Genomic DNA, 26240 nt, shown 5'->3' on the forward strand with positions numbered 1-26240 from the left:
ATGGAATTTCTAAGTTGGAAAGTAGAAGATGGAGTAGCGATTATTACAATTGCACGTCCACCAGCAAATGCATTATCTCGCGGTATTATTGCAGAAGTTAACGCTGTGCTTGATGCTGTAGAACACGATGATGCTGTAAGAGTCCTTGTACTTCATGGTGAAGGCCGTTTCTTCTCTGCAGGGGCAGATATTAAAGAATTTATTGGGGTAGAATCTGGTGAGGAATTTACAAAGCTAGCTAGCAACGGGCAGCAGGTTTTTGAGCGTGTTGAATCGTTTTCTAAGCCTGTAATTGCAGCCATCCATGGTGCGGCATTAGGCGGAGGGCTTGAGTTAGCAATGAGCTGTCATATGCGATTTGTCACTGAATCAGCAAAATTAGGTTTACCTGAATTACAATTAGGGCTTATTCCTGGTTTTGGTGGTACACAGCGCTTACCACGCTATGTTGGAGTAGCAAAGGCTGCTGAAATGATGTTTACAAGTGAACCAATCTCTGGTAATGAAGCTGTTCAGTGGGGCTTAGCAAACCGTTCATTCTCAGACGAAGCATTGCTAGAAGAAACGTTAAAGATTGCTAAGAGCATTGCTAAGAAAAGCCCAATTGCTTTAAAAGCAGCTATTCAAACATTGCAATATGCAAAGCATGCATCATTCTATGAAGGCATTGAAGCAGAGGCTAAATCTTTTGGGACAGTATTTGTCACAGAAGATGCCAAAGAAGGAATTCAAGCATTCATTGAAAAGCGTGAGCCTGTGTTTACTGGCAAATAATTTTCCAAATGTCGATAGCAACGTTCAGTATGTTATCGGCGTTATCGAAACTGAAAATATATAATATTTATAAGTTTACTTAGAATTATAAAACGTTCCAGGAGGTATGGATATATGAACATTTTTGCATTAATTAAACGCACATTTGATACAGAAGAAAAAATCGTTGTGTCGGGTGGTAAAATCCAAGAGGACGGCGCAGAATTCATTATCAACCCTTATGATGAATATGCCATTGAAGAGGCAATCCAAGTTCGCGATGCTGCTGGTGGTAAGGTAACAGTGGTGACAATTGGTGGCGAGGATGCAGAGAAGCAATTACGTACAGCACTTGCTATGGGAGCAGACGAAGCAGTGCTTATTAATACAGAAGATGATKTAGMKSASSWKGWMCAWMAKRSASCAGCTTATCTACTAGCAGAATACTTAAAAGATAAAGATGCAGATTTAATTTTAACAGGAAATGTTGCGATTGATGGTGGTTCAGGGCAAGTTGGTCCACGTGTTGCTGATTTATTGGATATGAATTATGTAACTACGATTACAAAACTTGAAATTGACGGAACATCTGCGAAAATTGTTCGCGATATCGAAGGTGATTCAGAGGTAATTGAAACTTCTTTACCGTTATTAGTAACTGCTCAGCAAGGTTTAAATGAGCCTCGTTACCCATCTCTACCAGGTATTATGAAAGCGAAAAAGAAACCGCTTGCAGAGCTTGAGTTAGATGATTTAGATATCGATGAAGATGATGTAGAAGTGAAGATTGAAACCGTAGACATCTTCTTACCAGCTCAAAAAGCAGCAGGCCGTATTTTAGAAGGCGACCTTTCTGCACAAGCAAAAGAACTGGTAAATCTACTTCACACGGAAGCAAAAGTTGTTTAATTATTTGATGTCAATCGAATCTTAAAGGGTAACGGAGRGAATATGCTATGTCAAAAAAAGTATTAGTATTAAGTGAAGTTCGTGAAGGAAGCTTACGTAATGTTTCTTTCGAAGCAATTGCAGCTGCAAAACAAATCGCTGATGGTGGTGAAGTTGTTGGGGTACTTTTAGGGGATGCTGTAGCAGGTTTAACAGGTCCATTATTTGAATATGGTGCTGATCGAGTAGTAACAGTGGAACACCCGCATTTAAAACAATATACATCTGATGGCTATAGTCAAGCACTATTAGCTGTTATCGAGCAAGAACAACCAGCAGGTATTGTCTTTGGTCATACAGCAAATGGGAAAGATTTATCGCCAAAAATTGCAAGCAAATTGCAAGCAGGTCTAGTATCTGATGTCACTGCTATTGAAGGTGCAGGCGACGATGTGGTATTCATCCGACCAATTTACTCTGGTAAAGCCTTTGAAAAAGTAAAAGTTAAAGAAGGCGTTGTCTTAGCTTCTATTCGTCCAAATAACATTACACCTTTAGAAAAAGCAGAAGGTAAAACAGGTGATGTGTCTGCCATCTCTGTAGAGATTACAAATCTGCGCACAATTATTAAAGAAGTTGTTCGTAAATCTTCAGAAGGTGTAGATCTTTCAGAAGCGAAAGTAGTTGTTGCAGGTGGTCGTGGCGTGAAGTCAGAAGAAGGCTTTGAGCCATTAAAAGAGCTAGCTGATTTACTAGGCGGTGCAGTAGGTGCATCACGTGGTGCATGTGACGCTGAATACTGTGATTACTCGCTGCAAATCGGACAAACAGGTAAGGTTGTAACACCAGATCTTTATATTGCAGCAGGTATTTCGGGCGCAATTCAGCATTTAGCTGGAATGTCCAATTCAAAAGTCATTGTTGCTATCAATAAAGATCCTGAAGCAAATATTTTCAAAGTAGCGGATTATGGTATCGTAGGAGATTTATTTGAAGTTATTCCGCTTCTAATTGAAGAATTTAAAGCATTAAAAGTGAATGCGTAATACAGATGCAGGAAGGGATAACCCTTCCTGTTTTTTTATATTGCTTTCCATTTTAAAAAGTACTATTTGAAAATTATTGCAAAATAAAATATTGACATAATTAACGATAGACATTATAGTGATGGATACATTAATGATTTGAAACGCAAAGATTAGGAGTAGTAAAAGCTCGTTATTCGGTGAAGAGAGCTGCGGGTTGAAGCGACGYMSACCWWTAAGACTTTGAACTTGCCTAGGAGTGGTAACACAAATAGAATTATCAGATTATTCTATTTGTTTGACGATTAACCTTCGTTACAAGGTTTTTTAAGCTGGGTTCTCAAGAGCCAATTAGAGTGGTACCGCGGTTTGCTGATAGCATATCGTCTCTTCTTTCATTTGATGATGAAGGAATAGATGGTATGCTTTTTTGATATTTAGGAGGTAAGAAAGTGGAAAAAAACAAGCAACAATTAACAAGAACAATGACCTCGCGTCATATCACGATGATGGCGTTAGGTGGTGCCATTGGCGCGGGATTATTTAAAGGAAGTAGTGCAGCCATTGATATGGCAGGACCATCTGTGCTGATTGCGTATTTAATCGGCGGCATTATTTTATTATTTGTTATGCAAGGCTTAGCAGAAATGGCCGTGCGTAATAAAGAAGCAAGAACCTTTAGAGATTTAGTGCAATCCGTGTTAGGTAAATACCCTGCGTATTTCCTAGATTGGATCTACTGGAAAATGTGGGTTTTAAATATTGCAGCAGAGTCTGTCGTGGCTGCTATCTTTATTCAATATTGGTTACCAGAATATCCAATTTGGATACTGGCACTATCTGTTTCTGTGTTAGTAACAGCGATTAATTTATTATCCGTAAAAATCTTTGCAGAAACAGAATATTGGCTAGCATTAATCAAAATTACTGTTATTATTGTCTTTATCATTGCAGGACTTATTTTATTGCTTGTGACGTTTGGAAATCATAGTGCTGTTGGTTTTGCTAACTTAACGGAGCATGGTGGGTTTTTCCCTAATGGCTCGACGGGATTAATTGCTGCAATGCTTGTAGTTATCTACTCCTATGGTGGGACAGAAATCATCGGGATTACATTAGCTGAAACGAAAAATCCGGAAAAAGTAGTGCCAAAAGCTGTTCGCAGTACATTAGTACGTATTGTTACTTTTTACTTACTGCCATTCTTTATTATCGTAAGCTTGATTCCTTGGAATGAAGTAAATGGGGTTCCTGAAAGCCCGTTTGTCATGGTTTTTAAAATGGTTGGTATTCCAGGGGCAGACCATATTATGAACGCTGTTGTTTTACTTGCCATTATTTCATCAATGAATTCAGGACTGTATGGATCATCACGCGTACTATATACACAGGCTGTAGATGGACGTGTGCCTAAAATCTTTGCTTATTTATCGAAACGAAAAGTACCAGTATATGCTATTTTAATGTGTACTTTAGCGATGTATTTAGGGGTCATTTTATCTTTATATGCGGGAAGCAAAACATTTGATTTTCTAATGGGATCACTTGGTTATACTGTGTTATTTATTTGGTTAATTATTGCGATTGCACATTTAAAATCACGTAAAAAACAAGCAGAGCACACAAGTGCCTATGAAGTAAAATGGTTCCCTTATACGACTTGGATAGCTATATTGGCGTTAAGTGCGATTCTCATCGGAATTATTTTCACCACATCTATTATTGTGACAGGCATTACGTTAGCTATTTACCTTTTTATTACGTTAACCTATGTATTGAAGGGGCGTTATCAAGTCAATTAATGACTGTGTATTGATTTTTCGACACAGATTTGCATAAAAAATACATTGTAGGCAGATTGTTCGCTCAAGTGAATTTATCCATGCTATACTACAAGCATAGTAAGTTTAAGGAGGATTTCAAATGGCAATTGTACATGCAACAGATGCTACGTTCCAGGACGATATTAAAGAAGGGTTAGTACTAGTAGACTTTTGGGCTGCTTGGTGCGGACCATGTAAAATGATTGGGCCAGTTCTTGAAGAAATGGACGCAGCAGGTAGTGCGGCTAAAATTGTAAAAGTTGACGTTGACAATAACCAAGGTACTGCAGCTCAGTATCAAATTATGTCAATCCCATCTTTACTATTATTTAAAGATGGAGAATTAGTTGACAAAACAGTAGGCTTCCAACCAAAAGAAGCTTTAGAAGCATTTATCGCAAAACATGCGTAATGAATGAAGTTCACAAAGCCGAGCCATCAATTGATGTGTTCGGCTTTTTTTCGTTATATAATAAAGAAAATAACTAACATTATTCTAATGAGGGGAATKTTTACTTAGGGGGGGCAGGTAGGTAATGAACGATTTAATAAAGCGAAAACTGGATATTTTACCAGATCAACCTGGCTGCTATTTGATGAAGGATCGACAGGGGACTATCATTTATGTCGGTAAAGCAAAAGTTCTAAAAAACCGTGTACGTTCTTATTTTACGGGAACACATGAAGGGAAAACGCAAAGGCTTGTAGGTGAAATAGAAGATTTTGAGTATATTGTAACGTCATCAAATATTGAAGCACTTATTTTAGAGCTGAATCTCATCAAATTACATGATCCAAAATATAATGTCATGTTAACGGATGATAAGACCTATCCATATTTAAAAATTACGAATGAAAAACATCCTCGTCTGATTACGACACGGAAGGTAAAAAAGGATAAGGCAAAATATTTTGGTCCTTATCCGAATGCCTATGCAGCAAGTGAAACGAAAAAGCTATTGGATCGATTGTATCCGCTGCGCAAATGTGTACAATTACCTTCCAAGGTTTGCTTGTACTATCACATGGGTCAATGCTTAGCACCTTGTGTGAAGGAAATTGAAGGTCAGGTTTATCAAGAAATGATTGAGGATATGACGAAGTTTCTAAATGGTGGTGTGGAGGCAGTCAAAAAAGAGCTTGAAGTTAAAATGCTAGCAGCTGCAGAAAACCTGGAATTTGAGCGAGCGAAGGAATTCCGAGACCAAATTGCCCATATTGATACGGTTATGCAGAAACAAAAAATAGTTTCAAGTGATACAACAAATCGAGATGTATTTGGCTATGCTGTTGAAAAAGGATGGATGTGTGTTCAGGTTTTCTTTGTACGCCAAGGAAAGCTGATTGAGCGCGATGTCTCAATTTTCCCCATCTATCAAGATGCAGAGGAAGAATTTTTAACATTTGTTGGGCGCTTTTATGAAAAGCCAGAGCATATTAAGCCAAAAGAAATTTTTATTCCACAAGCCATTGATGCAGCTATCTTAACAGAATTATTAGAAATTAAAGTGCTCACACCGAAAAGAGGTCAAAAGAAGGAATTGGTTGAATTAGCTACCAAAAATGCTGAAATTGCTGTGGCAGCTAAATTCCAGCTAATAGAGCGTCAGGAAGAACGTACGATTGGTGCTTGTGAGGCACTTGGTGAAGCAATGGGTATTAGTACACCTTTACGAATTGAAGCTTTTGATAATAGTCATATGCATGGAACGGATGCAGTGTCTGCTATGGTTGTTTTCATTGATGGGAAGCCTGCGAAAAAGGAGTACCGAAAATATAAAACGCGTACAGCAGCCAAGCATGATGATTACGGTGCAATGCAGGAGGTTATACGTCGTCGCTATATACGTGTTTTAAAGGAAGGACTACCATTACCAGATTTAGTCTTAATTGATGGTGGTAAGGGACAAATGGAAGTAGCCCGTGAAGTACTAGAAGATGAGCTTGGTCTTGTTATACCGATTGCTGGTTTAGCCAAGGATGATAAGCATAATACATCTCAGCTCTTGTTTGGTGATCCACCAGAAGTGATTAGCTTAAAACGTACAAGTGATGGCTTTTATTTATTACAACGAATTCAAGACGAAGTCCATCGCTTTGCTATTACCTTCTTGCGTCAACAGCATGAGAAGCATGCCATTCAATCTGTATTAGATCATATTGAAGGGGTAGGACCAAAACGAAAGCAACAGCTGCTTAAACATTTCGGTTCAGTCAAAAAAATTCGAGAGGCGAGCGAGCTAGCATTACAGGAGGCTGGGATGCCCGCTAATTTAGCAAGCCAAATTTTTAGCTATTTTCAGCAACAATCATTGTCAAAGGAATAGGCATGTGCTATGGTTATAAATAACATTGTTTTCAATGTTATGAAGAGTCAACTGCGTGACTAGTTTGTTTACGCAAAGGCTTAATGAATTGAATACATTCACTTTAAAGTGATGATAGAGGTGCAAGATTCAAGAGTAACACGATGGAGGATGGACAAGTCCAGAGATATTGTGTGAAAGGGGAGCTTGCCGAAGTACAGGATTGTTGTTCCATTGTTGTACTGGTTTTGCATTTAAGAAATGTAAGACTGTCGATTCTAAACGTTTCGGAGAGCTATCACACATGCGCAAGTTACGATTATTGTACATGTTATAGGCAGCTTTCACGTTATGTGGAGGCTGCCTTTTAGTTTTCTAGAAACGGTTTTACCCCCCATAATTTGGTGAAATACATGAACTGGAAGGGAGAACGAAAGAAATGGCTAAAATCGTGATGAAGTTTGGAGGAGCTGCATTAGCTTCTACTGAACAAATCCAAGAGGCTGCTAGGAAAGCGATTGCTGAAAAGGACAAAGGATTGGATGTAGTAGTGGTCGTTGCAGCGATGGGACACACTGCGAAAGAGATGAAAATGATGGTACACCAACTAACTGACGATGTGTCGAAAAGAGAATTAGATGCAGTTTTGTCAACTGGCTCTCAATTATCTAGTGCTTTATTTACCATCGCTTTGCAGGAAGCAGGCTATGAGGCTGTGTCTCTAACTGGATGGCAAGCTGGTATACATACGGATGGTATGTATCGACATGCTCGTATCGACTATATAGATATTAGTCGTATGGAAGAACATTTTGCACAGGGACAAATTGTGGTTATTGCTGGAGAACAAGGGATTGACGAAGTGCACAATATCACCACGCTTGGAAAAGGTGGAGCTGAAACAGCTGCTGTTGCACTTGCCATAGCGTTGGAAGCGGAGAGAGTAGATATGTATACAAATGTGGATGGTGTTTATACAGCAGATCCACGATATGTTCCCAATGCCCAAAAGCTTCAAGAAATTTCATATGATGAAATGTTGGAATTATCGAATTTAGGGTCTCATATCATACATCCTCGTGCGGTGGAGTTAGCGAAGAAATTTCAAATGCCTGTTATTATACGTTCAAGTTTAATAGAATCAGTAGGCACTTTATTGAAGGAGGAAGTGGAAATGGAAAAAAATTTAGTCGTTCGTGGTGTTGCATTTGAATCAGATATTATTCGTTTAACAGTAGGGTATGATGCTTTTTCCAATGCTTCATTAGCAGATATATTTACGGTTCTTGCAGAGAACCGTATTAATGTAGATATTATTGTCCAAGCCATTATTGATGGGTTGAAGCCAACTGTATCGTTTTCCATTTTAAAAGAGGAATTTGCGGAAGCATTACGTGTTTTAGAGGATAGTAAATTATCACTTGGATTTAGTTTTGCTGACTTCGAAATTGGACTAGCAAAAGTTTCTATTATTGGTTCAGGCATGGCTTCCAATCCAKGCGTTGCTGCTCGTATGTTTGATCGGTTACGTCGTGAAAATATCCCTGTAAAAATGGTTAGTACTTCTGAAATAAAAGTGTCCGTTGTTGTACCACAGGATGATATGATCCAAGCAGCTAATGCTCTCCATGATGAGTTTAATTTAGAGCAAGCACTTTACATATAATAATAGAAGAAACAGCATTTTATGTAATTGACCGAAATAAAAGGAAGAAAAAAGAAGGATTGTCATCCCATTCTTTAATGGGAGACAATCCTTTTTAATTATTCTGTGGGAATGGTATTCATAATACGTTCTTTAACGTCCCATTTGACTGTAAACATGACGTATTGTTGCTTTTCCCGTTTTTCATTATAGCATTCTGTCAGGTAGCCTTTAGCTAGTTGAATTTGCTCTGCTATAAATCCTGCTTCAAGTTTAAAGCTACGCTGCTTTATTTGAAGAATTTCAGGGTCATTTGTCAACTGGAAAATACGTCCATCTTTTGATTCCTTTATGAGTTCTAATGTACCCCAGCAGGCATCTGCGAAAAATGCGATAAGTTCATCTTGACTTTTACATGGGAACTTGCGAGCAAGCTCTTTACCTGCCCAATAAAGGACGTCATCTTCATGTTTACCAAGTATAGAAGATAGAATATGATCACGAATGATCTCATAGCCAAATGATGAGATTGTAGGAGATGGAGTGTTTAACATTGTTATCCTTCTTTCTTAGAATTTTCTTAAAATTTAACGGTAATAAAGTAATGATAGATTTTTCGAGAAAAAACGACGCATCATGTACTAGATTAGTTCTTTAATAAGCTCTATGAAAAACTCCGAGTTGCCTTGACGCTCGTAGCTCTTGAGAGTACAATAAACATGTCATAATATTGTACCATGATGAAATACACAGTCAATGAAGTATCATTTACAAAATGATGACTTCTTTTGTTGTGCTATTTTAAGTACTAAGGGGGGTAACAGTCTTGTCGAAAGATCGAGAGTTTTTATGGCGTCGCTTACATTCTCTACTTGGGATCATTCCAGTAGGTCTGTTTTTAACGATGCACCTGTTCATTAACTTTACAGCAACAGGCGGGGCAGAAAGTTACAACGATGCTACCGCAGTAATGGAAAAGATTCCATTCCTTATCCTAGTTGAATGGATTGTCATCTATATTCCATTAATGTTCCACGCATTCTATGGTGTCTACATTGCATTCACTGCTACACCAAACACAGGACGTTTCAGCACGTACCGTAACTGGATGTTCTCTTTACAACGTTTTACTGGTGTATTCTTAGTGATATTTATTGCATGGCATATTTTCCAAACTCGTATTCAAAAAGCACTTGGCACACACGTTGATTACGACATGATGGCGAATATTGTTGCTAATCCATTCATGCTTGGATTCTACATTGTTGGTATTTTATCAGCAACTTTCCACTTATCTAACGGTTTATGGGCATTCCTAGTAAGCTGGGGTATTACACAATCTCCTCAGTCTCAAAAGATCGCTACTTACGTAACAAACATTCTTTTCGTAATTCTAAGTGTAGTTGGTGTGGCTGCTATTTTAGCTTTCGTATAATTCAATAGAAGCTACGATAGAGCACATGCAATCATTGCAATTTTTTAAGAGGAGTGAGAAATAATCATGGCGAAAAGCAAAATAATTGTTGTCGGCGGTGGTCTTGCCGGTCTGATGGCAACGATTAAAGCAGCTGAAGTTGGTACTGAAGTTGATTTATTCTCATTAGTTCCTGTAAAACGCTCACACTCTGTTTGTGCGCAAGGCGGAATTAATGGTGCGGTAAATACTAAAGGTGAAGGGGATTCTCCATGGATCCACTTTGATGATACAGTTTATGGTGGGGACTTCCTAGCGAACCAACCACCAGTTAAAGGTATGTGTGATGCAGCACCTGGCATTATCCACTTAATGGACCGTATGGGTGTTATGTTCAACCGTACACCAGAAGGACTTTTAGATTTCCGTCGTTTTGGTGGTACTTTAATGCACCGTACAGCTTTCTCTGGTGCAACAACAGGTCAACAATTACTATATGCGCTAGATGAGCAAGTTCGTTCTCATGAAGTAGCTGGTTTAGTAAATAAATATGAACACTGGGAATTCCTTGGTGTTATTATCGATGAAGACGGCGTTTGTCGTGGTATCGTAGCGCAAGATATGCGTACAGAAGAAATTAAATCATTCCGTGCAGACGCTGTTATTATGGCGACTGGTGGCCCTGGTATTATCTTCGGTAAAACAACAAACTCTGTTATTAACACAGGTTCTGCTGCTTCTATCGTTTATCAACAAGGTGCTTCATATGCGAATGGTGAATTCATTCAAATTCACCCAACAGCGATTCCTGGAGATGACAAAAACCGTCTAATGTCAGAATCAGCTCGTGGTGAAGGTGGTCGTATTTGGACTTATAAAGACGGTAAACCTTGGTACTTCCTAGAAGAGAAATACCCAGCTTATGGTAACTTAGTACCACGTGATATTGCAACACGTGAAATTTTCGACGTTTGTGTAAACCAAAAACTTGGTATCAATGGCGAAAACATGGTATACCTAGATCTTTCACATAAAGATCCACATGAATTGGACGTTAAACTTGGTGGTATCATCGAAATCTATGAAAAATTCGTAGGGGATGACCCACGTAAATTACCAATGAAAATTTTCCCAGCAGTTCACTATTCAATGGGTGGATTATGGGTTGACTACAATCAAATGACTGAAATTCCTGGTCTATTTGCAGCAGGTGAATGTGATTACTCTCAACATGGTGCAAACCGTCTTGGTGCAAACTCATTATTATCTGCTATCTACGGTGGTATGGTTGCAGGACCAAACGCAGTAGACTATGTAAAACACCTTAAAAAGCATGCTGAAGATCTTCCACAAGAGATTTACGATGCTCGTGTAAAAGAGGAACAAGCGAAATGGGATGCTATCATGAAAATGGAAGGCACAGAAAACGCTTACTTACTGCATAAAGAGCTTGGTGAAATGATGACTGCTACAATGACTGTAGTACGTTACAATGATCAGCTTGAAGATACATTGAAAAAACTTGATGAGCTTACTGAGCGTTGGAACAACATCAACATCAATGATACGCAAAAATGGAGCAATCAAGGCGCACACTTTACACGTCAGCTTAAAAATATGTTAGTGCTTGCAAAAGTAATGACAAAAGGTGCACTATTACGTAATGAATCTCGTGGTGCACACTATAAACCTGATTTCCCTAACCGTGATGATGAGAACTTCTTAAAAACAACAATGGCGAAGTTTGACCCAGCTACTGGTAATCCAATCATCACGTACCAAGAAGTCGACGTTTCATTAATCCCACCACGTAAACGCGACTACTCTGCGAAAGGAGACTAAAAGTTATGCAAATCGCAGCTAATACTGGAAGAATGGTCAAAGTGGAAATCTTACGTCAAGATACACAAGGCGGCAATAGCTACTGGCAAAAATTCCAAGTGCCTTACCGTCATGGTATGAACGTAATTTCAATTTTAATGGAAATTCAAAAAAATCCTGTTACTGAAGATGGTGTAAACACATCACCAGTATCATGGGATATGAACTGTTTAGAAGAAGTTTGTGGTGCATGTTCAATGGTGATCAATGGCCGTCCACGTCAATCATGTTCTACACTAGTAGACCAATTGACAGAGCCGATTAAATTGGAGCCAATGAAAACATTCCCTGTTATTCGTGACCTACAAGTTGACCGTGAACGTATGTTCAACGCGCTTAAAAAAGTTAAAGCATGGGTACCAATCGATGGTACGTATGATTTAGGTGAAGGTCCACGTATGCCAGAAGGTAAACGTCAATGGGMTTATGAACTATCKRARWGKATGACTTGTGGTGTATGTATGGAAGCATGTCCAAACGTGTCTGAAAAAGCTTCATTCATCGGACCAGCTCCATTATCACAAGTACGTCTTTTCAACACTCACCCAACTGGTGCTATGATTAAAGATGAACGTTTAAATGCGATTATGGGTGACGGTGGCCTTGCAAACTGTGGTAACTCTCAAAACTGTGTTGCTGCATGTCCAAAAGGGATTCCTTTAACAACATCCATCGCTTCATTAAACCGTGCAACTACAGTGCAAATGTTCCGTAACTTCTTCGGTTCTGACCACTACGTAGACTAATATACGGACAAGCTGAACTCCCTTACACGAAGTGTAAGGGAGTTTTTTATAGTTATAGAAATGAAATTTATCAAGTTGTTTATTTACATTTTTTCTATGATAATATAGCATTTTCTTTTATAATGAATATGTATTCATTTTGTTTGCCGTTGATTGATAAAAGACGGGCAATTACATGACAGGGGATGGTATATCATGWMKRCWWRYKWWRWMRAWARWWWTYAARARWRSSARWAGGGTTTTTCATTTTTTAGCGAGGTACGAGTGCGATTTTCAGAAACAGACATGTATGGTCATATGAACAATACGATTAGCTTTACATATTTTGAGCAAGCAAGRATTGATTACTTCAGACATTTAGGAATTTTAATGCCCCCAGTTGGAGAAGAGAATGTGAAATCTATACCTATTGTAGCCGATTTACAATGCGATTATGTAAAGCAGGTTTTCTTTGATGACGTACTACGAATCTATACAAAAATCGCGCAAGTTGGGAATTCGTCGATGGACATTCACTATCTAGCAAAAAATCAAAAGGACGAAATCTGTTTCACTGGTCGTGGAACAATTGTACAAATGGATCCTCGTACAGGTAAAAGTGTGCCGATTTCAGAGGAAGAAAAAACGAAATTCATTCAGTTGGCCATTCTGCCTCACTAGTTCAATATATAAGTATATGTAAATTTATTGAAATAGTAGGTTTTGCTTTTTACGTAAAATTTATGAATGTAACAATGTAATTTTCGAAATTTTTAAGGAAACATGGAATAATCATGCAAATAGCCGTCACCGCTTCCTGCCCCTTAACATAAGTTACAATACGTGCGGGGGAGGAGGGTGTAACTGAATGAATGGCTCTCATCATCGTTCTCTTTTAACAAACCGAGAACGTGAAATATTTGCGCTTTTATTAGCTGAAAAAACAACGAGAGATATTGCAGAGCAGCTTGGTATTAGTGAAAAAACAGTGCGAAATCACATTTCCAATACAATTCAAAAGCTAGGTGTAACGAATCGATCTCAGGCGTTAATTGAGCTGTTACGCTTGGAAGAATTTAAATTAGACTAATGGACACTTGCTATTTCGTGAAAAAAACGACAAAATAGAACTATTCAACGTATTTTTAGGAGTGAAATAGTTATATGTCGGATGAAGTAACAAAGCACTCACCTGAAACCGTTGCAACGGTTGAAAAGGAATTACGCTATATAGCGGCCATCGTGAAGCAAAAGGGAAGAGAAATTGTTTCCGATTATGCGATTACGCCGCCACAATTTGTTGCATTACAGTGGTTAGAAGAGCTTGGTGATATTACAATTGGCGAATTATCAAACCGTTTATATTTAGCTTTTAGCACGACAACAGATTTAGTGGACCGAATGGAGAAAAATGAATTAGTCAAGCGTGTGCGTGATGAAAATGATCGCCGTGTCGTTGTCGTTCATCTTCTCGAAAAGGGCGAACGTATCATTCAAGAAGTAATTGAAAAAAGACAGCAATATTTGCAAGAGATGCTTGTTGGTTTTAATGAACAAGAAGTCGCGCAATTATCAAGCTATTTAGAAAAACTACATGTACACATGAAACAGGATTGAGGCGGAAAGTATGAATGCCCCGATAGGCGTTATTGACTCAGGAGTAGGCGGTTTAACCGTAGCAAAAGAAATCATGAAGCGATTGCCAAACGAAACGATTTATTATATTGGCGATACAGCAAGGTGTCCGTATGGTCCAAGAAGTCGTCAGGAAGTACGGAATTTTACTTGGCAAATGGCAAAAGCACTCGAAAAAATGAATGTTAAGATGCTCGTTATAGCTTGTAATACAGCGACTGCAGTAGCACTCGAAAGTTTACAAAGAAATATGCCTTTTCCAGTACTAGGTGTTATCAATGCTGGCGCACGTGCAGCTGTAAAAAAAACGAAGCGACATGAAGTCGTTGTGCTTGCAACAGAAGGAACAATTAAAAGTGGGGCGTATGAAGAAGCCTTATTGTCACTCAATACGTCAACACATATTATTCCACTAGCTTGTCCCACATTCGTACCACTTGTAGAAAGTGGCGAATATAAAGGTGACTTTGCAAATAATTTAATAGCAGAAGGCTTAAAGCCGTTGAAAAATCGACAATTTGATACGGTTATTTTAGGGTGTACACATTATCCTATTTTACAAAAACAAATTGAAGCTGTTGTCGGAGAAGATGTGAATGTTTTATCTTCTGCGGAGGAAACAGCAAAGGATGTACAGGAAATGTTAGCGTATAATGGCACTTTAGCAAATGCAAATGCGGTGCCTGCTCATAGATTTTTTGCAACTGGTTCTGTCCCAATTTTCCGTTCGATTGCTGAGAATTGGTTAGAGCAAGGTACTCTCGACATAAAACGTATCACATTAAAATAAAAAATCAGCTTAGCAACAGGCTAGGCTGATTTTTGCCGTTTTTAGCATTGTACATAAGCCACCGAGTACTTTTTTGATGGCACAAATTATGATAAGATGAGGGCGCGAAAGTTTTTAGGAGGAACGAAATATATGACAAGATATGATGGTAGAAATGCAGATGGGCTACGACCTGTGAAAATAGATAGTGAGTATCTATTACACCCTGAAGGCTCCGTATTAATTCAAGTAGGCAATACAAAAGTAATTTGCACCGCAACGATTGAAGACAAGGTACCTGGTTTTCTACGTGGGCAAGGGAAAGGGTGGATTACTGCCGAGTATTCCATGCTGCCTCGTGCAACCGCTCAACGTACACCACGTGAATCCTCTCGTGGGAAAGTCAATGGTCGTACAATGGAGATTCAGCGCTTGATTGGGCGTGCATTGCGTGCTGTAGTCGATTTAGAGGCGCTAGGCGAACGTACTGTATGGATTGACTGTGATGTCATTCAAGCGGATGGCGGTACTCGTACAGCATCCATTACGGGAGCATTTGTTGCCATGACACAGGCCATTGCTAAATTTGCTGAAGAAAAGCCATTTGAAAAATTCCCAGTAATAGACTTTTTAGCAGCTACAAGTGTTGGGATCGTTGAAGAACAAGGCGCTATTCTTGATTTAAATTATGTAGAAGATGTGGCTGCAGCTGTTGATATGAACATTGTGATGACAGGCGCAGGACGATTTGTTGAATTACAAGGTACTGGTGAGGAAGCTACTTTTTCTCGTGAAGAACTAAATGAATTGTTAGCATTAGGTGAAAAAGGCATACAACAATTAGTTGATCTTCAAAAAATAACGCTTGGTGAACTGGCACACAAAGTTGGAGGGAATCAATAATATGAAACAAGTAGTCATCGCCACAAAAAATAAAGGAAAAGCAAAAGATTTTGAAGCATTATTTGGACCACTTGGTTATGAAGTCGTAACAATGTTTGAAGTGGCACCAGATATGGAAATAGAAGAAACAGGAACAACATTCGAAGAAAATGCCATCTTAAAAGCAGAAGCATTGGCGAAGGAGCTTAATACCATTGTTATTGCAGATGACAGTGGTTTAGCAGTAGATGCATTAAATGGTGAGCCAGGTGTGTACTCCGCTCGCTATGCTGGTGACCATGACGATGAAGCAAACATGATTAAACTGTTAGAAAATTTACAAGGTGTCGAAGATGACAAACGTACAGCACGTTTTTGCTGCTGTATTGCAATKGCAGGWCCTGATTTCGCAACAACAACGGTATTTGGTACATGTGAAGGCGTCATTGCCCATGAAAAGCGTGGAACGAATGGCTTTGGCTATGATCCAATCTTTTTTGTGCCAAGCTTAAATCGAATGATGGCTGAGCTTTCACCAGAGGAAAAGGGTTCTATTTCTCACCGAGGCAATGCAATTCGCAAGTTAAAGGAGCAATTACCGAATCTTATCAAATAAGAGGTGATATCCATGAAAATGCTTGTTATGAGCGATACACATGGTGACAGCCATGTCATCGAAAAGGTTAAAGGTTTTTATCCTGAAATAGATATTGTGGTTCATTGTGGAGATAGTGAACTTCCCTATTCACATGAGGCATTAGAAGGATTGAAAAAAGTACGTGGAAACTGTGATCGTGAGAAGGCTTTCCCTGAAGAAGAAATGTTCATGGTCCATGATGTAAAGATTTTTGTGACACACGGTCATTTATTCAATGTGAAAAATTCCATCTTATCATTATCCTATCGTGCTAAAGAAGTAGGTGCACAGATCGTTTGCTTTGGTCATTCACATATTCTTGGTGCCGAAATGATGGATGATATCCTATTTTTAAATCCAGGCAGCTTATTAAAACCACGTGGTCGTAAAGAGAAAAGCTTTGCTGTTGTGGAAATCAATGCGACATCTTTTAAAGTTGATTGCATGACAGATGATAATCAATGTATGGCTACATATACATTTGATCGACAATAATAGAGAAAATCCGCATAACTAGTAAAGTATGCGGATTTTTATTTGGGCTACTGATAATGGTAAAATTGCCTATGAATGATTCATGCTGAAATAGCAAAAATAAATCGTAAAGGCAATAAAGGAGAAAACATGAAAAAAACAATTGGCTGGCATTTTGATAATAGTTACCTTCAACTACCAAGTATTTTTTATTCCGACATATCGTTAAATCCTGTTCGTTCACCAAAATTGATCTTATTAAATGAATCAGTTGCAGCCTCACTTGGGTTAGACATTCAGGCTTTAAAGAGTGAGGAAGCATTAGCCGTTTTAGCTGGTAATACAATCCCAGAAGGTGGCGAACCGATTGCACAGGCTTACGCAGGGCATCAATTTGGTCATTTTAATATGCTAGGTGATGGTAGGGCTCTATTATATGGGGAGCAAATCACACCCCAAAAGGAACGGTATGATATTGCTCTAAAAGGATCAGGTAGAACACCTTATTCTCGGGGTGGAGATGGGCGAGCCGCATTAGGTCCAATGCTAAGGGAGTATATTATTAGTGAAGCGATGTTTGCACTAGGGATTCCAACTTCACGTAGTCTAGCAGTAGTCACTACAGGTGAAATGATTATTCGAGAAACGGAACTACCAGGCGCTATTGTCACAAGAGTTGCAAGTAGTCATTTGCGGGTAGGGACATTTCAATATGCTGCGCAATGGGGGACAGATGAGGAGCTACAGCTTTTAGCTGATTATGCAATAGAACGACATTACTCAGCTAATATTGGCAATCAAAATCGTTATCTTTATTTGTTAAATGAAGTCATAAAGAAACAAGCCTCCCTTATAGCAAAGTGGCAGTTAGTGGGCTTTATMCATGGCGTCATGAACACCGATAATATGACCATTAGCGGTGAAACCATTGATTATGGTCCTTGTGCATTCATGGACATCTATGATCCTGCGACTGTGTTTAGCTCGATTGATCACCAAGGACGCTATGCTTATGGAAATCAGCCCAATATCGGTGGCTGGAATTTAACGCGCTTAGCAGAGTCCTTACTACCTTTAATTGATGATGATCAAGAAAAAGCCATTCAACTGGCACAAGAAACGCTACAACAGTATCCAAAATTATATGTAGAAAATTGGTTGAAAGGAATGCGTGCAAAGCTAGGCATTTTTAATGAGNNNCRRRRARAYMTCSWGYTTGTTGAAKWGCTTCTTSAKCTTATGCAGCAATATCAAGCAGRTTATAMGAMWACATTTAKCGCCTTATCGTTTGAGCARTTGGAGGATKCCCCATTATTTAACGCACCAGCTTTTAAGGACTGGTATCACAAATGGCAAGCTCGATTAGCAAGACAGCAGCAAAACAAAGACATGTCACAACAATTAATGCGCCAACATAATCCAGCTGTTATTCCGCGTAACCACAGGGTAGAAGAAGCTTTGKAAGCGGCTGTAGAACAAKGMGATTATAGTGTGATGAACAACCTACTAAAAGTCCTAGCTCAGCCTTATGCTCATGCGAAAGAACAACAAGAATACGCTTCATTACCTGAACACACTAATCAACCATATCGTACGTTTTGTGGCACATAAGTAAAAAACGAGAGTTATTTATTCTCTCGTTTTTTATTTGTATAAAGGCACTCTACCGTATTCAAACGCATATTCTATGTATGAATAAAAATAAAGGAGAATAAGGTCGGTGCATAAGTATTCAAAGGGTTGGTTTGTCAAAGTTTTACGTGCTCATGGAATAATGGTTCATCCTCAATTTAAAAGTCATTTAGGCTTATATAAAGAATCTGAATTACGAAACTTATATTATCGTTATGTCGAAATAGAGTCTGCTGAGCAAAATCAATAGACCGTTTGTTTGAAGAACTCCTTTCTAGGAAAAACTAGTGATTAGAAAGGAGTTTTACTATGTGGATGATGACTCAAACATGGCAAGATGTTCTATTTTTACATTGGCCGATAGCCCCTCAAGAACTTGAAAAACATGTACCTAAAGAACTGAAGCTCGATCTCTTTGAACAAAATGCCTGGCTTAGTGCTGTAGTTTTTAAAGTTTATCGACATCGGCTACGCTTTCTACCACCTCTTCCGGGGATGAATACCTATTTACAATTGAATGTCCGAACATATGTGGAGTATAACGGCATGAAAGGCATCTATTTTTTTCATTTAGATGTGACGAATAATTTCTTATCAAAAAWTACGGCAATAGGTAGCTTGCCAAATCGCMATKMCAACATCCTAGTAAAACAAAGAGGGAATCACTATTCATACACAAGCCATTACAAAGCATGTGACGAAAGATTGAGGGTTATTTATACAATAGGAGACAAGACCAATACTAATTTTGACCGATGGATTGTAGAGCGCTACCATTCATGGGCGAAATGGAAGGATACACTTTTTCGCATTGATATTCACCACTCCCCATGGGAATTAAAAAGAGCCAACGTAACGATTGAAAGCAATACATTAGCCTCTTTTATGAAGGGGAAACTTCAGGGCATGCAGCCTCGTGCTCATTATGCTAAAAACAAAACAGCGAGAGTTTTTCCTCCAGCAGTTGAGCATAAAATGATCATAAATCCATCAAKMTTTTTGCATTAAMAGAGGTAACAAAATTGCATAACGATGRCGCTGGCTATCATATCTGACATCGCAAGTGCCTCTGCTTCAWTTTCATCAAATAYCTCTAMATCAGCCTGATAATCTTTTTGTATCATCGTGACAGCTTCATTTTTCGTTAAAGCTAAATGCGTATAAAACATTTTTTGTACGGCCTCTCTAGTTAGGTATGGATTGATTGTATGCAAAAAGAAAGCAATATCATCTGCATTACGATACCATTCCCTCTCTTTAGCTTCCGCTGTGGTAGCGTCACCTTTCGCAGCAGCTGTCACTAATTGAGCCGCAATTACCAGATGCTCTTTAATTAAAGCTGCATAACGATCCGCCACGGAGTCACCATAAAAGGGGCGTAAACAATTCCCTAAATCGGTTGCATTGCGTAGCAAACGCTGCTGCACAAAGGGTAAATCAGGCAAATTAAACACAATGCTTATAATAGTCATCCGTGTCCAATTCACATGCTCCATCCAAAGTAAGCGGTTCATAGCCATAAAGTCTGCTTCGCCTTTACTAATACAGCGTCGGTAATCATTTGACTGTAAAAAGTGACGAATCGGAGCCGTATACTGCGTATAGGGAGCATGATACAGCTGGCTTAATGAAAAACCATTTGAATAGGGGTACAAGGCTTCACTCCTTCTTGTTCTTTCTCCTACAGTAGCATACTCTAAGGAATCTCGGAGTATGAAGAACAAGAAAGAAAAGAAGAGACAACAAAATTACGCTTCATACATCATTTTCTTCGTCATGCCACCATCAACTGTAAGATTAATACCTGTCACAAAGTTATTGATCGGGTTTGTTAAATAGAGACAAGCCTGTGCAATATCTTCAGGCAGACCAACCCTTCCTGACAAATGCTGCGCATGATCGATTGGCCGTAGTGCCTCGTAATCACCTGTTTCAATCCACCCAGGTGAAATACAATTCACTGTAATTTGATCTGGCCCTAAAGATCGCGCTAAAGCATGTGTTAACGCTATGATACCACCCTTTGTAGCCGCATAAGCTTCTGTATGAGGCTCTGACATTTCAGCTCGCGTTGAGGCCAGCGAAACAATGGAACCACCCTTTGCATTATGCCGCATCACTTTTGCAGCCTCCCTGGCACAGAAAAAGGTAGCCGTTAAATTCGTCTGCAACAAATCCTGCCACTCATCAAACGTCACCTCATAGGGAGATTGATGCTGGAACTTCCCAGCATTATTAATTAAAATATGAATGGTCCCATATTGCTCAACAGCTCGCTGCCTTTAATTGATGATATCCTGTTCCTTTGTCACATCCGTTGGCACAAATAATGCAGAGTAGCCTTGAGCAAGCATATCCTGTTCTAACTGTTGACCTAAGCCTGCATTCAAATCAGCAATCACCACTTTTGCACCTTGTTGTGCATATGCAAGCGTAATACCCTTACCAATCCCTTGTGCACCACCTGTGACCATAACGACTAAATCTTTAAACATCCACAAACCTCCTACTTTTTTATCGCCAATAGTGTAGCAAATATTTTGCTATCCGTCCTGTTAAGAGGGTGAAGAAATGGTATAATGGATGCTGTAGCAACATATGATAAAAAATATGAGGCAAACCTTGCCTGCATAGTAAAATTAATGTTGACATTATGCTATAAAGTACATATAATAAATATTGTCCTTCCTATGGAATACATAAGAAACGACATCATGTCTCAGTAGCTCAGCTGGATAGAGCAACGGCCTTCTAAGCCGTCGGTCGGGGGTTCGAATCCCTCCTGGGACGTCAATAAAAGCCTTACAGCCACAACGGCTGTAAGGCTTTTTATTTTTATGCAAGAATGTATAATTCTTTGTTTGGTGCCCAAGAGGTGCCCAAATCAATCTTTATCATCAAAAAGTTTATCAAAGTGGGAACTGGCTCGCTGATCCGTTTCTTGTAAAAGATGACCATCAGTATTCATGGTAGTTGTGATATTAGAATGACCTAATCTAGATTGAATGACTTTTAGATGTTCACCAGCATGGATTAAGAGGGTAGCAGAAGTGTGTCTTAAATCGTGAAAACGGATTCTAAATAAATCGGGATTCTTTTTCATAAAACGATCCCACCACTGACTTATTGAATCTGGTCGATATGGTTTACCAAACTCATTTGAAAAAAGAAAAGTATGTCCTTCCCATACTCGTTCATCGCCAGCCTCTTCTAGTTGATATTTTTTCACTGCAGCAAGCGTTACTAAATCATTCATAATATTTGAAGGAATAGTAACTACTCGTTTTCTTTTACCTTTTGTTTCTTTTACGATAATTCCATCCCCAGTTAAATTAACTAAAGCTTGTTCTATTAATAAGGTATTGTTTTCGACGTTTAAATGTTTTTCTTCAATGGCAACTAGTTCACCTTGTCGAGCAGCACTTACCACGGCTAGTTCAACTAACAACCGTTTTTCAGCAGTCTCTCTATTATTTAATCGCTCAAACAATAATTTAACTTGTTCCTCGCTGTAGGCCTTACCTTCTTCATATTTGAGTTTTGGTAGCTTTATATTTTTACAAGGACTCTCCTCGATTAAATTCCACTCAACTGCTACATTCATAATACTAGCGAACGCCTTGTAAATATTATGAATAGTGGAAGGGGCTAACTCGCTTTCTTTGCCGTCTAATCTTCGTTTTTTCTTCTGTAAATCACCTACAAAAAACACTACATCCACTTTTTTAATATCTTTTAATTTGATATCACCAAAAATAGTAAGAATGCGTTTCTCTAAATACGTACAGTTATCATGAAATGATCGTGCACTATAMTGTKGTTTAGCATAATTATCTTTCCATCGTGGAAAAAGGTGATTTAATGTAATAGATTCAATATCACTAAAATAAAAATCCTTATTTTGCTTCATTTTTTCTTCGAACAGGATCAGTAATCGTAGCGCTTCTTTTTCATTTTTCGCTTCTACATTTTTTGTTTTACGAATCCGACGATTACCCCGATAACCTAAATCAGCGATAAGTTTAAATTTGTTCTTACTGATTTTCTGTACATATCCCATGTTAATAACTCCTTTCAACTAGATTACAATTCTTAAAAAAATGATTGTTAAAGTAATGATTGAGTCTCTTTTCAGCGAAGTCATATTCAACTTTGAAAAGTAGACAAATTTTAATAGTCGCCAATTCTTCATCTATAGGAAGTCTAATTTTATTTAACATAAAAGTAGGAACACAAGCTTGCAAAGCAAAATTATTCGCTTTCCATTCTTGGTACTCTCTAAATAAAGGGTGAGTTTTTGTTTGATTGCCAGAATGTGAGATTACATGGCCTAATTCATGACAAAATTCTTGCCATTGTTCTTGCTTAGATAATCTTGAATCTATAATTATTATATTGTCGTAACTTACTGAATCTGTTGGTAAGTAAATTACTGTGAAGCCAAGCTTCGGGCCAATTATCCGCGGATCTAAGTGAGAAGGTTTAGTTACCCCAATACTAGTGTATAAATCGCGAACGTAATCTTCTAAATGAGTATAAACAAACGTCATAACATCCCTCTTTTACAAACATATGTTCTTTTGATGTTAACAAAAAAATTCACCAGTGGAAAGGCGAATTTTTAAATGTCTGGAAAGTCTACATAAGAATGTAAAATCACTTCTTATTTTCTTGTTGCTTTTTCCATACCTCGTAATAAACTTCGAATTGCTCTAAAGCATCAAGCAAATTTTCGGGTTGGTTTTTAAAAAACAAATTTTCTCTAGTTAAGAAGAAATCAATAACTTCTTTTTGATATGCACTTAAATTGTTATAGTCATCGTCCGAGATACCAGCTTGTTTATGTAAAGCATTCTTGTTATCAGTTCTACCTAGTAGATAATCTACAGATACATCATAAAAGTCAGCTAATTTACTTAAGGTTTCAAAGTCAGGTTGTGTTGAAGAAGTTTCATAACGAGCATATGTTGATCTATTGATTGTAAGGCGGTCAGTTAGTTCTTTTTGAGACAAACCTTTTTCAGTTCGTAATTTTTTTAATATCTCGCCATATTTCATACAGTACGCTCCTTTCTATTCTCTCTATTATAGGTGAATTTTTTGCACAATAAATAATTTGTGAAAAAACTACACAAAATGTATTGACTGTGCAAAAAATGCACGATATACTATGTGTAAGAAATGCACAAAGGAGGTGGTGACATGTTTCCAGAAATTTTAAAGGAACAGCGAAAAGCTCTCAAATTATCCCATGAACAAGTATCAAATATGGTGGGAATTGAACGCTCTTATTACACCAAAATAGAGAATGGATTAAAACCAAGTGTAAAAGTTGCACAAGCTATTGCTAAAGTATTAGGTATTGACTGGACGATTTTTTTTATTGAATTTTGTGCAAAAAATGCACAAGAGAAAACAGCGTGATACAAGGAGGAATAACAATGAATTTAATCTTAGTTCAAAGCCGAGCATTCAATTCTGTTGTATGTGATTTATGGCAAAACGAAAATGGCGATGTGTTTATGACGCGCAAACAAATAGGTGAAGCGCTTGAATATTCAGAACCAGAAACAGCTATTCGTAAAATTCATAAGCGACACGAGGAACGTCTTGACCAATTTTCAGTACAGACCAAACTGGTCGGAACTGATGGTAAGCAATACGAAACGTTCATCTACAACGAAAAAGGTATTTACGAAGTCATCCGAAAAAGCCAACAACCAAAAGCAGATGAATTTTACGACTTCGTATACGACTTATTAGAAAGTTTGCGTAAAGGTGAATTGAAAATCGTTCAAACGCAACCACAATTACCAACTAATTACAAAGAAGCCTTATTGGCGTTAGTCAAAGAAGTTGAAAAGAACGAACAACTTGAAATCGAAAAGCAAATGTATCAGCAACAAGTAGATGATATGCAACCAATCGTAACTTACGTTGACGAAGTACTGAAATGTACTGATTTACTCCTAACTTCGCAGATTGCAGAGGATTACGGAATGAGTGCATACGCACTAAATAAATTATTAAACGAGCATGGCATTCAATACAGCTTGAATAAACAATGGTTACTGTATAGCAAGTTCAAAGGTCAAGGCTACACAAAATCTGAAACGAAAGAATACAAAAAGCCAGATGGTTCCACTGGTGTAAGACTTCATACAAAGTGGACGCAAAAAGGGCGTTTATTCCTTTACGAAACTTTAAAAGCAAAAGGCATTTTACCAACGATGGAGCGAATGAAGTTAAAGCTCATTGAAGGTAATAAACAACTAGCATAGGAGGATTAAAAATGTCTAATGTAATCAACATTAAGTATTTAGCTGTAATAAATATGATGCACCCACATTATAAGAGTGAATATTTCAGAGTTTTTGGTAAAAAACAAAATTTTTCAACGTTCGTTTCATATTGCCATGCTTATGCAAAATATTTGCTCGTACAATCCAGTTTCGATGCTTATGAAATTTTCATTGATGCGTATAACGGAGTCGTTGTTCAAGATGAAGAATATAAGTTGCATCAAGAGAATCAAAAAGAAATCTTGTTTGGTCGCAATTATAAAAATTTATTAATCTGTGATGAAAGAATTCAAATTGAAAAAGAAAATTTCCGTTTCGAAAAGGATTTAGAAAACATGATTTTTAAAGATTTCATTGATTATTACGGTGATGAAAAAAGCATTAAAAGACAAGAATACTTAGGGTTCGGAAGATCTGATATTTCGATAAACGGCCAGTTCGCTTTAGAATTGAAAATCGGCAAATCAAAGAGGAAGGACGTTTATCAAACATTTGAATATTCTTTTGACAAAAATATCAAAAGGGTTTGTTTAATTGCCAAAGAAATCAGTGACGACGTATTGAAAATAGCAGAAAAATTAAATGTTGATTGTTACAACTATTCATTCGTTAGAGAAGAAGAAACAGATTCTTATCCGATGGGCGTTTATTTCGAAAAAGTGACCAGATCAAACTCGAATCTTTTCGATGAGTATTTAGAAGATGTAGGAGGTGTAACTCTGTTCAGCTTCTATGATCCGCTGTTTGATTTCAACAAAGAGATGAAAAAATCGCTTGAAATAATAGAATCTGTTACAAGTCTAACTTCGGATTTGAATGAAAAAAGAATTGAAAAATTGTTAGTTATTTTAGAAGAAAACGGCATCGATACTTCGAAAGGTTTCCTACATGCTGCAAATGAGTATTTAAAAAAAGTTTCTAACGAATAAGATAGGCGCTATACCAGCGCTTGAGATTGGAGGCGAAACTATGAATCTAACAATAGATGAACTAAAAGAAGCGTTATTAAACGCTGAATTAGCTGATTTGTTTCAAAAAGCATATAAGCAGGGTGTAGAAGATGGCCGAGAGATAGAAAAAGCGAAATTCGAAAATTCTCTACCACCAAACTTAAAAAAAGAAGATGTAGCTAAAATATTCAATTGCGAATTACCAACAGTAGAAAAAATAATTCGCATGGATGGCTTTCCAAAGTGTTTAGCATTAAGTGCTCGTTATCCAAGAGACAAAGTATTGGCATGGAAAAACAATAATGTGTCATACATGAACTCACGTCTTGGTATCTATGTGAGTGAAAATGAAAGGCTTAGATTATTAAGAGCATAGGAGAGGCCAGGGCAAATGGCCTCAAGATAAATCAAACTACCAATCTAGTAGAAATCTAAGAGGTAGGGGCAAATCTACCTCTTAACCATTATTATACACAAATTACTGAAACTTGATGGTTGC

The 26240-nt window shown here is 38.0% G+C and carries 27 protein-coding genes, 1 tRNA gene, 3 pseudogenes, 1 riboswitch and 1 other annotated feature; of the genes and pseudogenes, 25 read left to right on the forward strand and 6 right to left on the reverse strand.

Annotated elements, in window-relative coordinates; genetic code table 11:
- From ACHZEU_RS20195 to ACHZEU_RS20225, 7 genes and pseudogenes are all read left to right on the forward strand, one after another.
- Positions 1 to 774, forward strand: a complete 774-nt coding sequence (locus ACHZEU_RS20195) for an enoyl-CoA hydratase (RefSeq protein WP_004226413.1) — start codon at positions 1 to 3, stop codon at positions 772 to 774.
- Positions 775 to 888: 114 nt separating this feature from the next.
- Positions 889 to 1662, forward strand: a pseudogene (locus ACHZEU_RS20200) (electron transfer flavoprotein subunit beta/FixA family protein).
- 47 nt (positions 1663 to 1709) lie between these two features.
- Complete coding sequence (locus tag ACHZEU_RS20205; RefSeq protein WP_054549982.1) at positions 1710 to 2687, forward strand: electron transfer flavoprotein subunit alpha/FixB family protein; 978 nt, start codon at positions 1710 to 1712, stop codon at positions 2685 to 2687.
- Positions 2688 to 2826: 139 nt separating this feature from the next.
- Positions 2827 to 3060: a binding site (T-box leader), on the forward strand.
- A gap of 91 nt (positions 3061 to 3151) precedes the next feature.
- Positions 3152 to 4468, forward strand: a complete 1317-nt coding sequence (locus ACHZEU_RS20210) for an amino acid permease (protein WP_284705897.1) — start codon at positions 3152 to 3154, stop codon at positions 4466 to 4468.
- Between the two features lie 121 nt (positions 4469 to 4589).
- The gene (gene trxA, locus ACHZEU_RS20215) at positions 4590 to 4901 is read left to right on the forward strand and encodes a thioredoxin (RefSeq protein WP_004226420.1); all 312 of its coding nucleotides are present in this window, start codon (positions 4590 to 4592) and stop codon (positions 4899 to 4901) included.
- 124 nt (positions 4902 to 5025) lie between these two features.
- Complete coding sequence (uvrC, locus tag ACHZEU_RS20220) at positions 5026 to 6816, forward strand: excinuclease ABC subunit UvrC (protein WP_048393674.1); 1791 nt, start codon at positions 5026 to 5028, stop codon at positions 6814 to 6816.
- A gap of 107 nt (positions 6817 to 6923) precedes the next feature.
- Positions 6924 to 7101: riboswitch (Lysine riboswitch) on the forward strand.
- A gap of 133 nt (positions 7102 to 7234) precedes the next feature.
- Complete coding sequence (locus ACHZEU_RS20225) at positions 7235 to 8461, forward strand: aspartate kinase (protein WP_404803695.1); 1227 nt, start codon at positions 7235 to 7237, stop codon at positions 8459 to 8461.
- 98 nt (positions 8462 to 8559) lie between these two features.
- Here the strand turns inward: ACHZEU_RS20225 and ACHZEU_RS20230 are convergent, their stop codons facing one another.
- Positions 8560 to 8994, reverse strand: coding sequence for a YslB family protein (locus tag ACHZEU_RS20230; protein WP_066037527.1), 435 nt, complete (start codon positions 8992 to 8994; stop codon positions 8560 to 8562).
- Between the two features lie 272 nt (positions 8995 to 9266).
- Between ACHZEU_RS20230 and ACHZEU_RS20235 the strand changes: the two genes are divergently transcribed.
- From ACHZEU_RS20235 to ACHZEU_RS20295, 13 genes and pseudogenes are all read left to right on the forward strand, one after another.
- Entirely contained in the window at positions 9267 to 9875 is a 609-nt protein-coding gene (locus ACHZEU_RS20235; RefSeq protein WP_004226428.1) for a succinate dehydrogenase cytochrome b558 subunit, read from the forward strand.
- 66 nt (positions 9876 to 9941) lie between these two features.
- The gene (gene sdhA / locus ACHZEU_RS20240; protein WP_004226429.1) at positions 9942 to 11696 is read left to right on the forward strand and encodes a succinate dehydrogenase flavoprotein subunit; all 1755 of its coding nucleotides are present in this window, start codon (positions 9942 to 9944) and stop codon (positions 11694 to 11696) included.
- Between the two features lie 5 nt (positions 11697 to 11701).
- Positions 11702 to 12481: a succinate dehydrogenase iron-sulfur subunit gene (gene sdhB / locus ACHZEU_RS20245; RefSeq protein ID WP_404803696.1), complete on the forward strand. Its 780-nt coding sequence runs from the start codon at positions 11702 to 11704 to the stop codon at positions 12479 to 12481.
- A 195-nt stretch (positions 12482 to 12676) separates the two neighbouring features.
- Positions 12677 to 13141: pseudogene (locus tag ACHZEU_RS20250) on the forward strand (acyl-CoA thioesterase).
- Between the two features lie 187 nt (positions 13142 to 13328).
- On the forward strand, positions 13329 to 13550 hold the full coding sequence (locus ACHZEU_RS20255) for a LuxR C-terminal-related transcriptional regulator (protein WP_004226437.1): 222 nt from the start codon (positions 13329 to 13331) through the stop codon (positions 13548 to 13550).
- 74 nt (positions 13551 to 13624) lie between these two features.
- Positions 13625 to 14077: a MarR family winged helix-turn-helix transcriptional regulator gene (locus ACHZEU_RS20260; protein ID WP_016991542.1), complete on the forward strand. Its 453-nt coding sequence runs from the start codon at positions 13625 to 13627 to the stop codon at positions 14075 to 14077.
- 10 nt (positions 14078 to 14087) lie between these two features.
- Complete coding sequence (gene racE / locus ACHZEU_RS20265; protein ID WP_004226440.1) at positions 14088 to 14885, forward strand: glutamate racemase; 798 nt, start codon at positions 14088 to 14090, stop codon at positions 14883 to 14885.
- Between the two features lie 132 nt (positions 14886 to 15017).
- Complete coding sequence (gene rph / locus ACHZEU_RS20270) at positions 15018 to 15767, forward strand: ribonuclease PH (protein WP_048393682.1); 750 nt, start codon at positions 15018 to 15020, stop codon at positions 15765 to 15767.
- A gap of 1 nt (position 15768) precedes the next feature.
- Entirely contained in the window at positions 15769 to 16362 is a 594-nt protein-coding gene (locus ACHZEU_RS20275) for an XTP/dITP diphosphatase (protein WP_404803697.1), read from the forward strand.
- A gap of 12 nt (positions 16363 to 16374) precedes the next feature.
- Positions 16375 to 16878: a metallophosphoesterase gene (locus ACHZEU_RS20280; protein WP_009373890.1), complete on the forward strand. Its 504-nt coding sequence runs from the start codon at positions 16375 to 16377 to the stop codon at positions 16876 to 16878.
- 129 nt (positions 16879 to 17007) lie between these two features.
- On the forward strand, positions 17008 to 18468 hold the full coding sequence (locus tag ACHZEU_RS20285) for a YdiU family protein (protein WP_404803698.1): 1461 nt from the start codon (positions 17008 to 17010) through the stop codon (positions 18466 to 18468).
- A gap of 109 nt (positions 18469 to 18577) precedes the next feature.
- Positions 18578 to 18739, forward strand: a complete 162-nt coding sequence (locus tag ACHZEU_RS20290) for a DUF2639 domain-containing protein (protein ID WP_016991537.1) — start codon at positions 18578 to 18580, stop codon at positions 18737 to 18739.
- Between the two features lie 59 nt (positions 18740 to 18798).
- A complete protein-coding gene (locus tag ACHZEU_RS20295) occupies positions 18799 to 19497 on the forward strand; it encodes a YqjF family protein (protein WP_404803699.1) in 699 nt (232 codons plus the stop codon).
- Here the strand turns inward: ACHZEU_RS20295 and ACHZEU_RS20300 are convergent.
- Together ACHZEU_RS20300 and ACHZEU_RS20305 are read right to left on the reverse strand one after the other, a co-directional pair.
- On the reverse strand, positions 19494 to 20144 hold the full coding sequence (locus tag ACHZEU_RS20300) for a hypothetical protein (protein WP_404803700.1): 651 nt from the start codon (positions 20142 to 20144) through the stop codon (positions 19494 to 19496). The two genes, ACHZEU_RS20295 and ACHZEU_RS20300, sit on opposite strands and share 4 nt — an antisense overlap.
- Positions 20145 to 20237: 93 nt before the next feature.
- A pseudogene (locus tag ACHZEU_RS20305) lies at positions 20238 to 20984 on the reverse strand (SDR family NAD(P)-dependent oxidoreductase).
- A 221-nt stretch (positions 20985 to 21205) separates the two neighbouring features.
- Here ACHZEU_RS20305 and ACHZEU_RS20310 point away from each other — a divergent pair.
- A tRNA-Arg gene (locus tag ACHZEU_RS20310) sits at positions 21206 to 21279 on the forward strand.
- Between the two features lie 94 nt (positions 21280 to 21373).
- On the opposite strand, the gene ACHZEU_RS20315 is transcribed toward ACHZEU_RS20310, so the two are convergent.
- The 3 genes from ACHZEU_RS20315 to ACHZEU_RS20325 form a co-directional block, all read right to left on the reverse strand.
- Complete coding sequence (locus ACHZEU_RS20315; protein ID WP_404803701.1) at positions 21374 to 22549, reverse strand: tyrosine-type recombinase/integrase; 1176 nt, start codon at positions 22547 to 22549, stop codon at positions 21374 to 21376.
- A gap of 1 nt (position 22550) precedes the next feature.
- Positions 22551 to 23039: an ImmA/IrrE family metallo-endopeptidase gene (locus tag ACHZEU_RS20320; RefSeq protein WP_279495712.1), complete on the reverse strand. Its 489-nt coding sequence runs from the start codon at positions 23037 to 23039 to the stop codon at positions 22551 to 22553.
- Positions 23040 to 23145: 106 nt separating this feature from the next.
- On the reverse strand, positions 23146 to 23547 hold the full coding sequence (locus ACHZEU_RS20325) for a helix-turn-helix domain-containing protein (protein WP_237898400.1): 402 nt from the start codon (positions 23545 to 23547) through the stop codon (positions 23146 to 23148).
- Positions 23548 to 23691: 144 nt separating this feature from the next.
- On the opposite strand from ACHZEU_RS20325, the gene ACHZEU_RS20330 reads away from it, so the two are divergent.
- Genes ACHZEU_RS20330 through ACHZEU_RS20345 form a run of 4 tightly spaced genes read left to right on the forward strand, consistent with a single transcriptional unit; the run spans position 23692 to position 26117 of the window.
- The gene (locus ACHZEU_RS20330; RefSeq protein ID WP_237898398.1) at positions 23692 to 23913 is read left to right on the forward strand and encodes a helix-turn-helix domain-containing protein; all 222 of its coding nucleotides are present in this window, start codon (positions 23692 to 23694) and stop codon (positions 23911 to 23913) included.
- 17 nt (positions 23914 to 23930) lie between these two features.
- Positions 23931 to 24770, forward strand: coding sequence for a phage antirepressor KilAC domain-containing protein (locus ACHZEU_RS20335; protein WP_279495711.1), 840 nt, complete (start codon positions 23931 to 23933; stop codon positions 24768 to 24770).
- An 11-nt stretch (positions 24771 to 24781) separates the two neighbouring features.
- Positions 24782 to 25720, forward strand: a complete 939-nt coding sequence (locus ACHZEU_RS20340; protein ID WP_279495710.1) for a hypothetical protein — start codon at positions 24782 to 24784, stop codon at positions 25718 to 25720.
- 40 nt (positions 25721 to 25760) lie between these two features.
- Entirely contained in the window at positions 25761 to 26117 is a 357-nt protein-coding gene (locus ACHZEU_RS20345) for a hypothetical protein (RefSeq protein WP_237898392.1), read from the forward strand.
- Positions 26118 to 26240 lie beyond the last annotated feature (123 nt).

The sequence above is a fragment of the Lysinibacillus sp. S1 genome, from assembly GCF_044986265.1.
GTDB classification, from domain to species: Bacteria; Bacillota; Bacilli; order Bacillales_A; family Planococcaceae; genus Lysinibacillus; species Lysinibacillus capsici.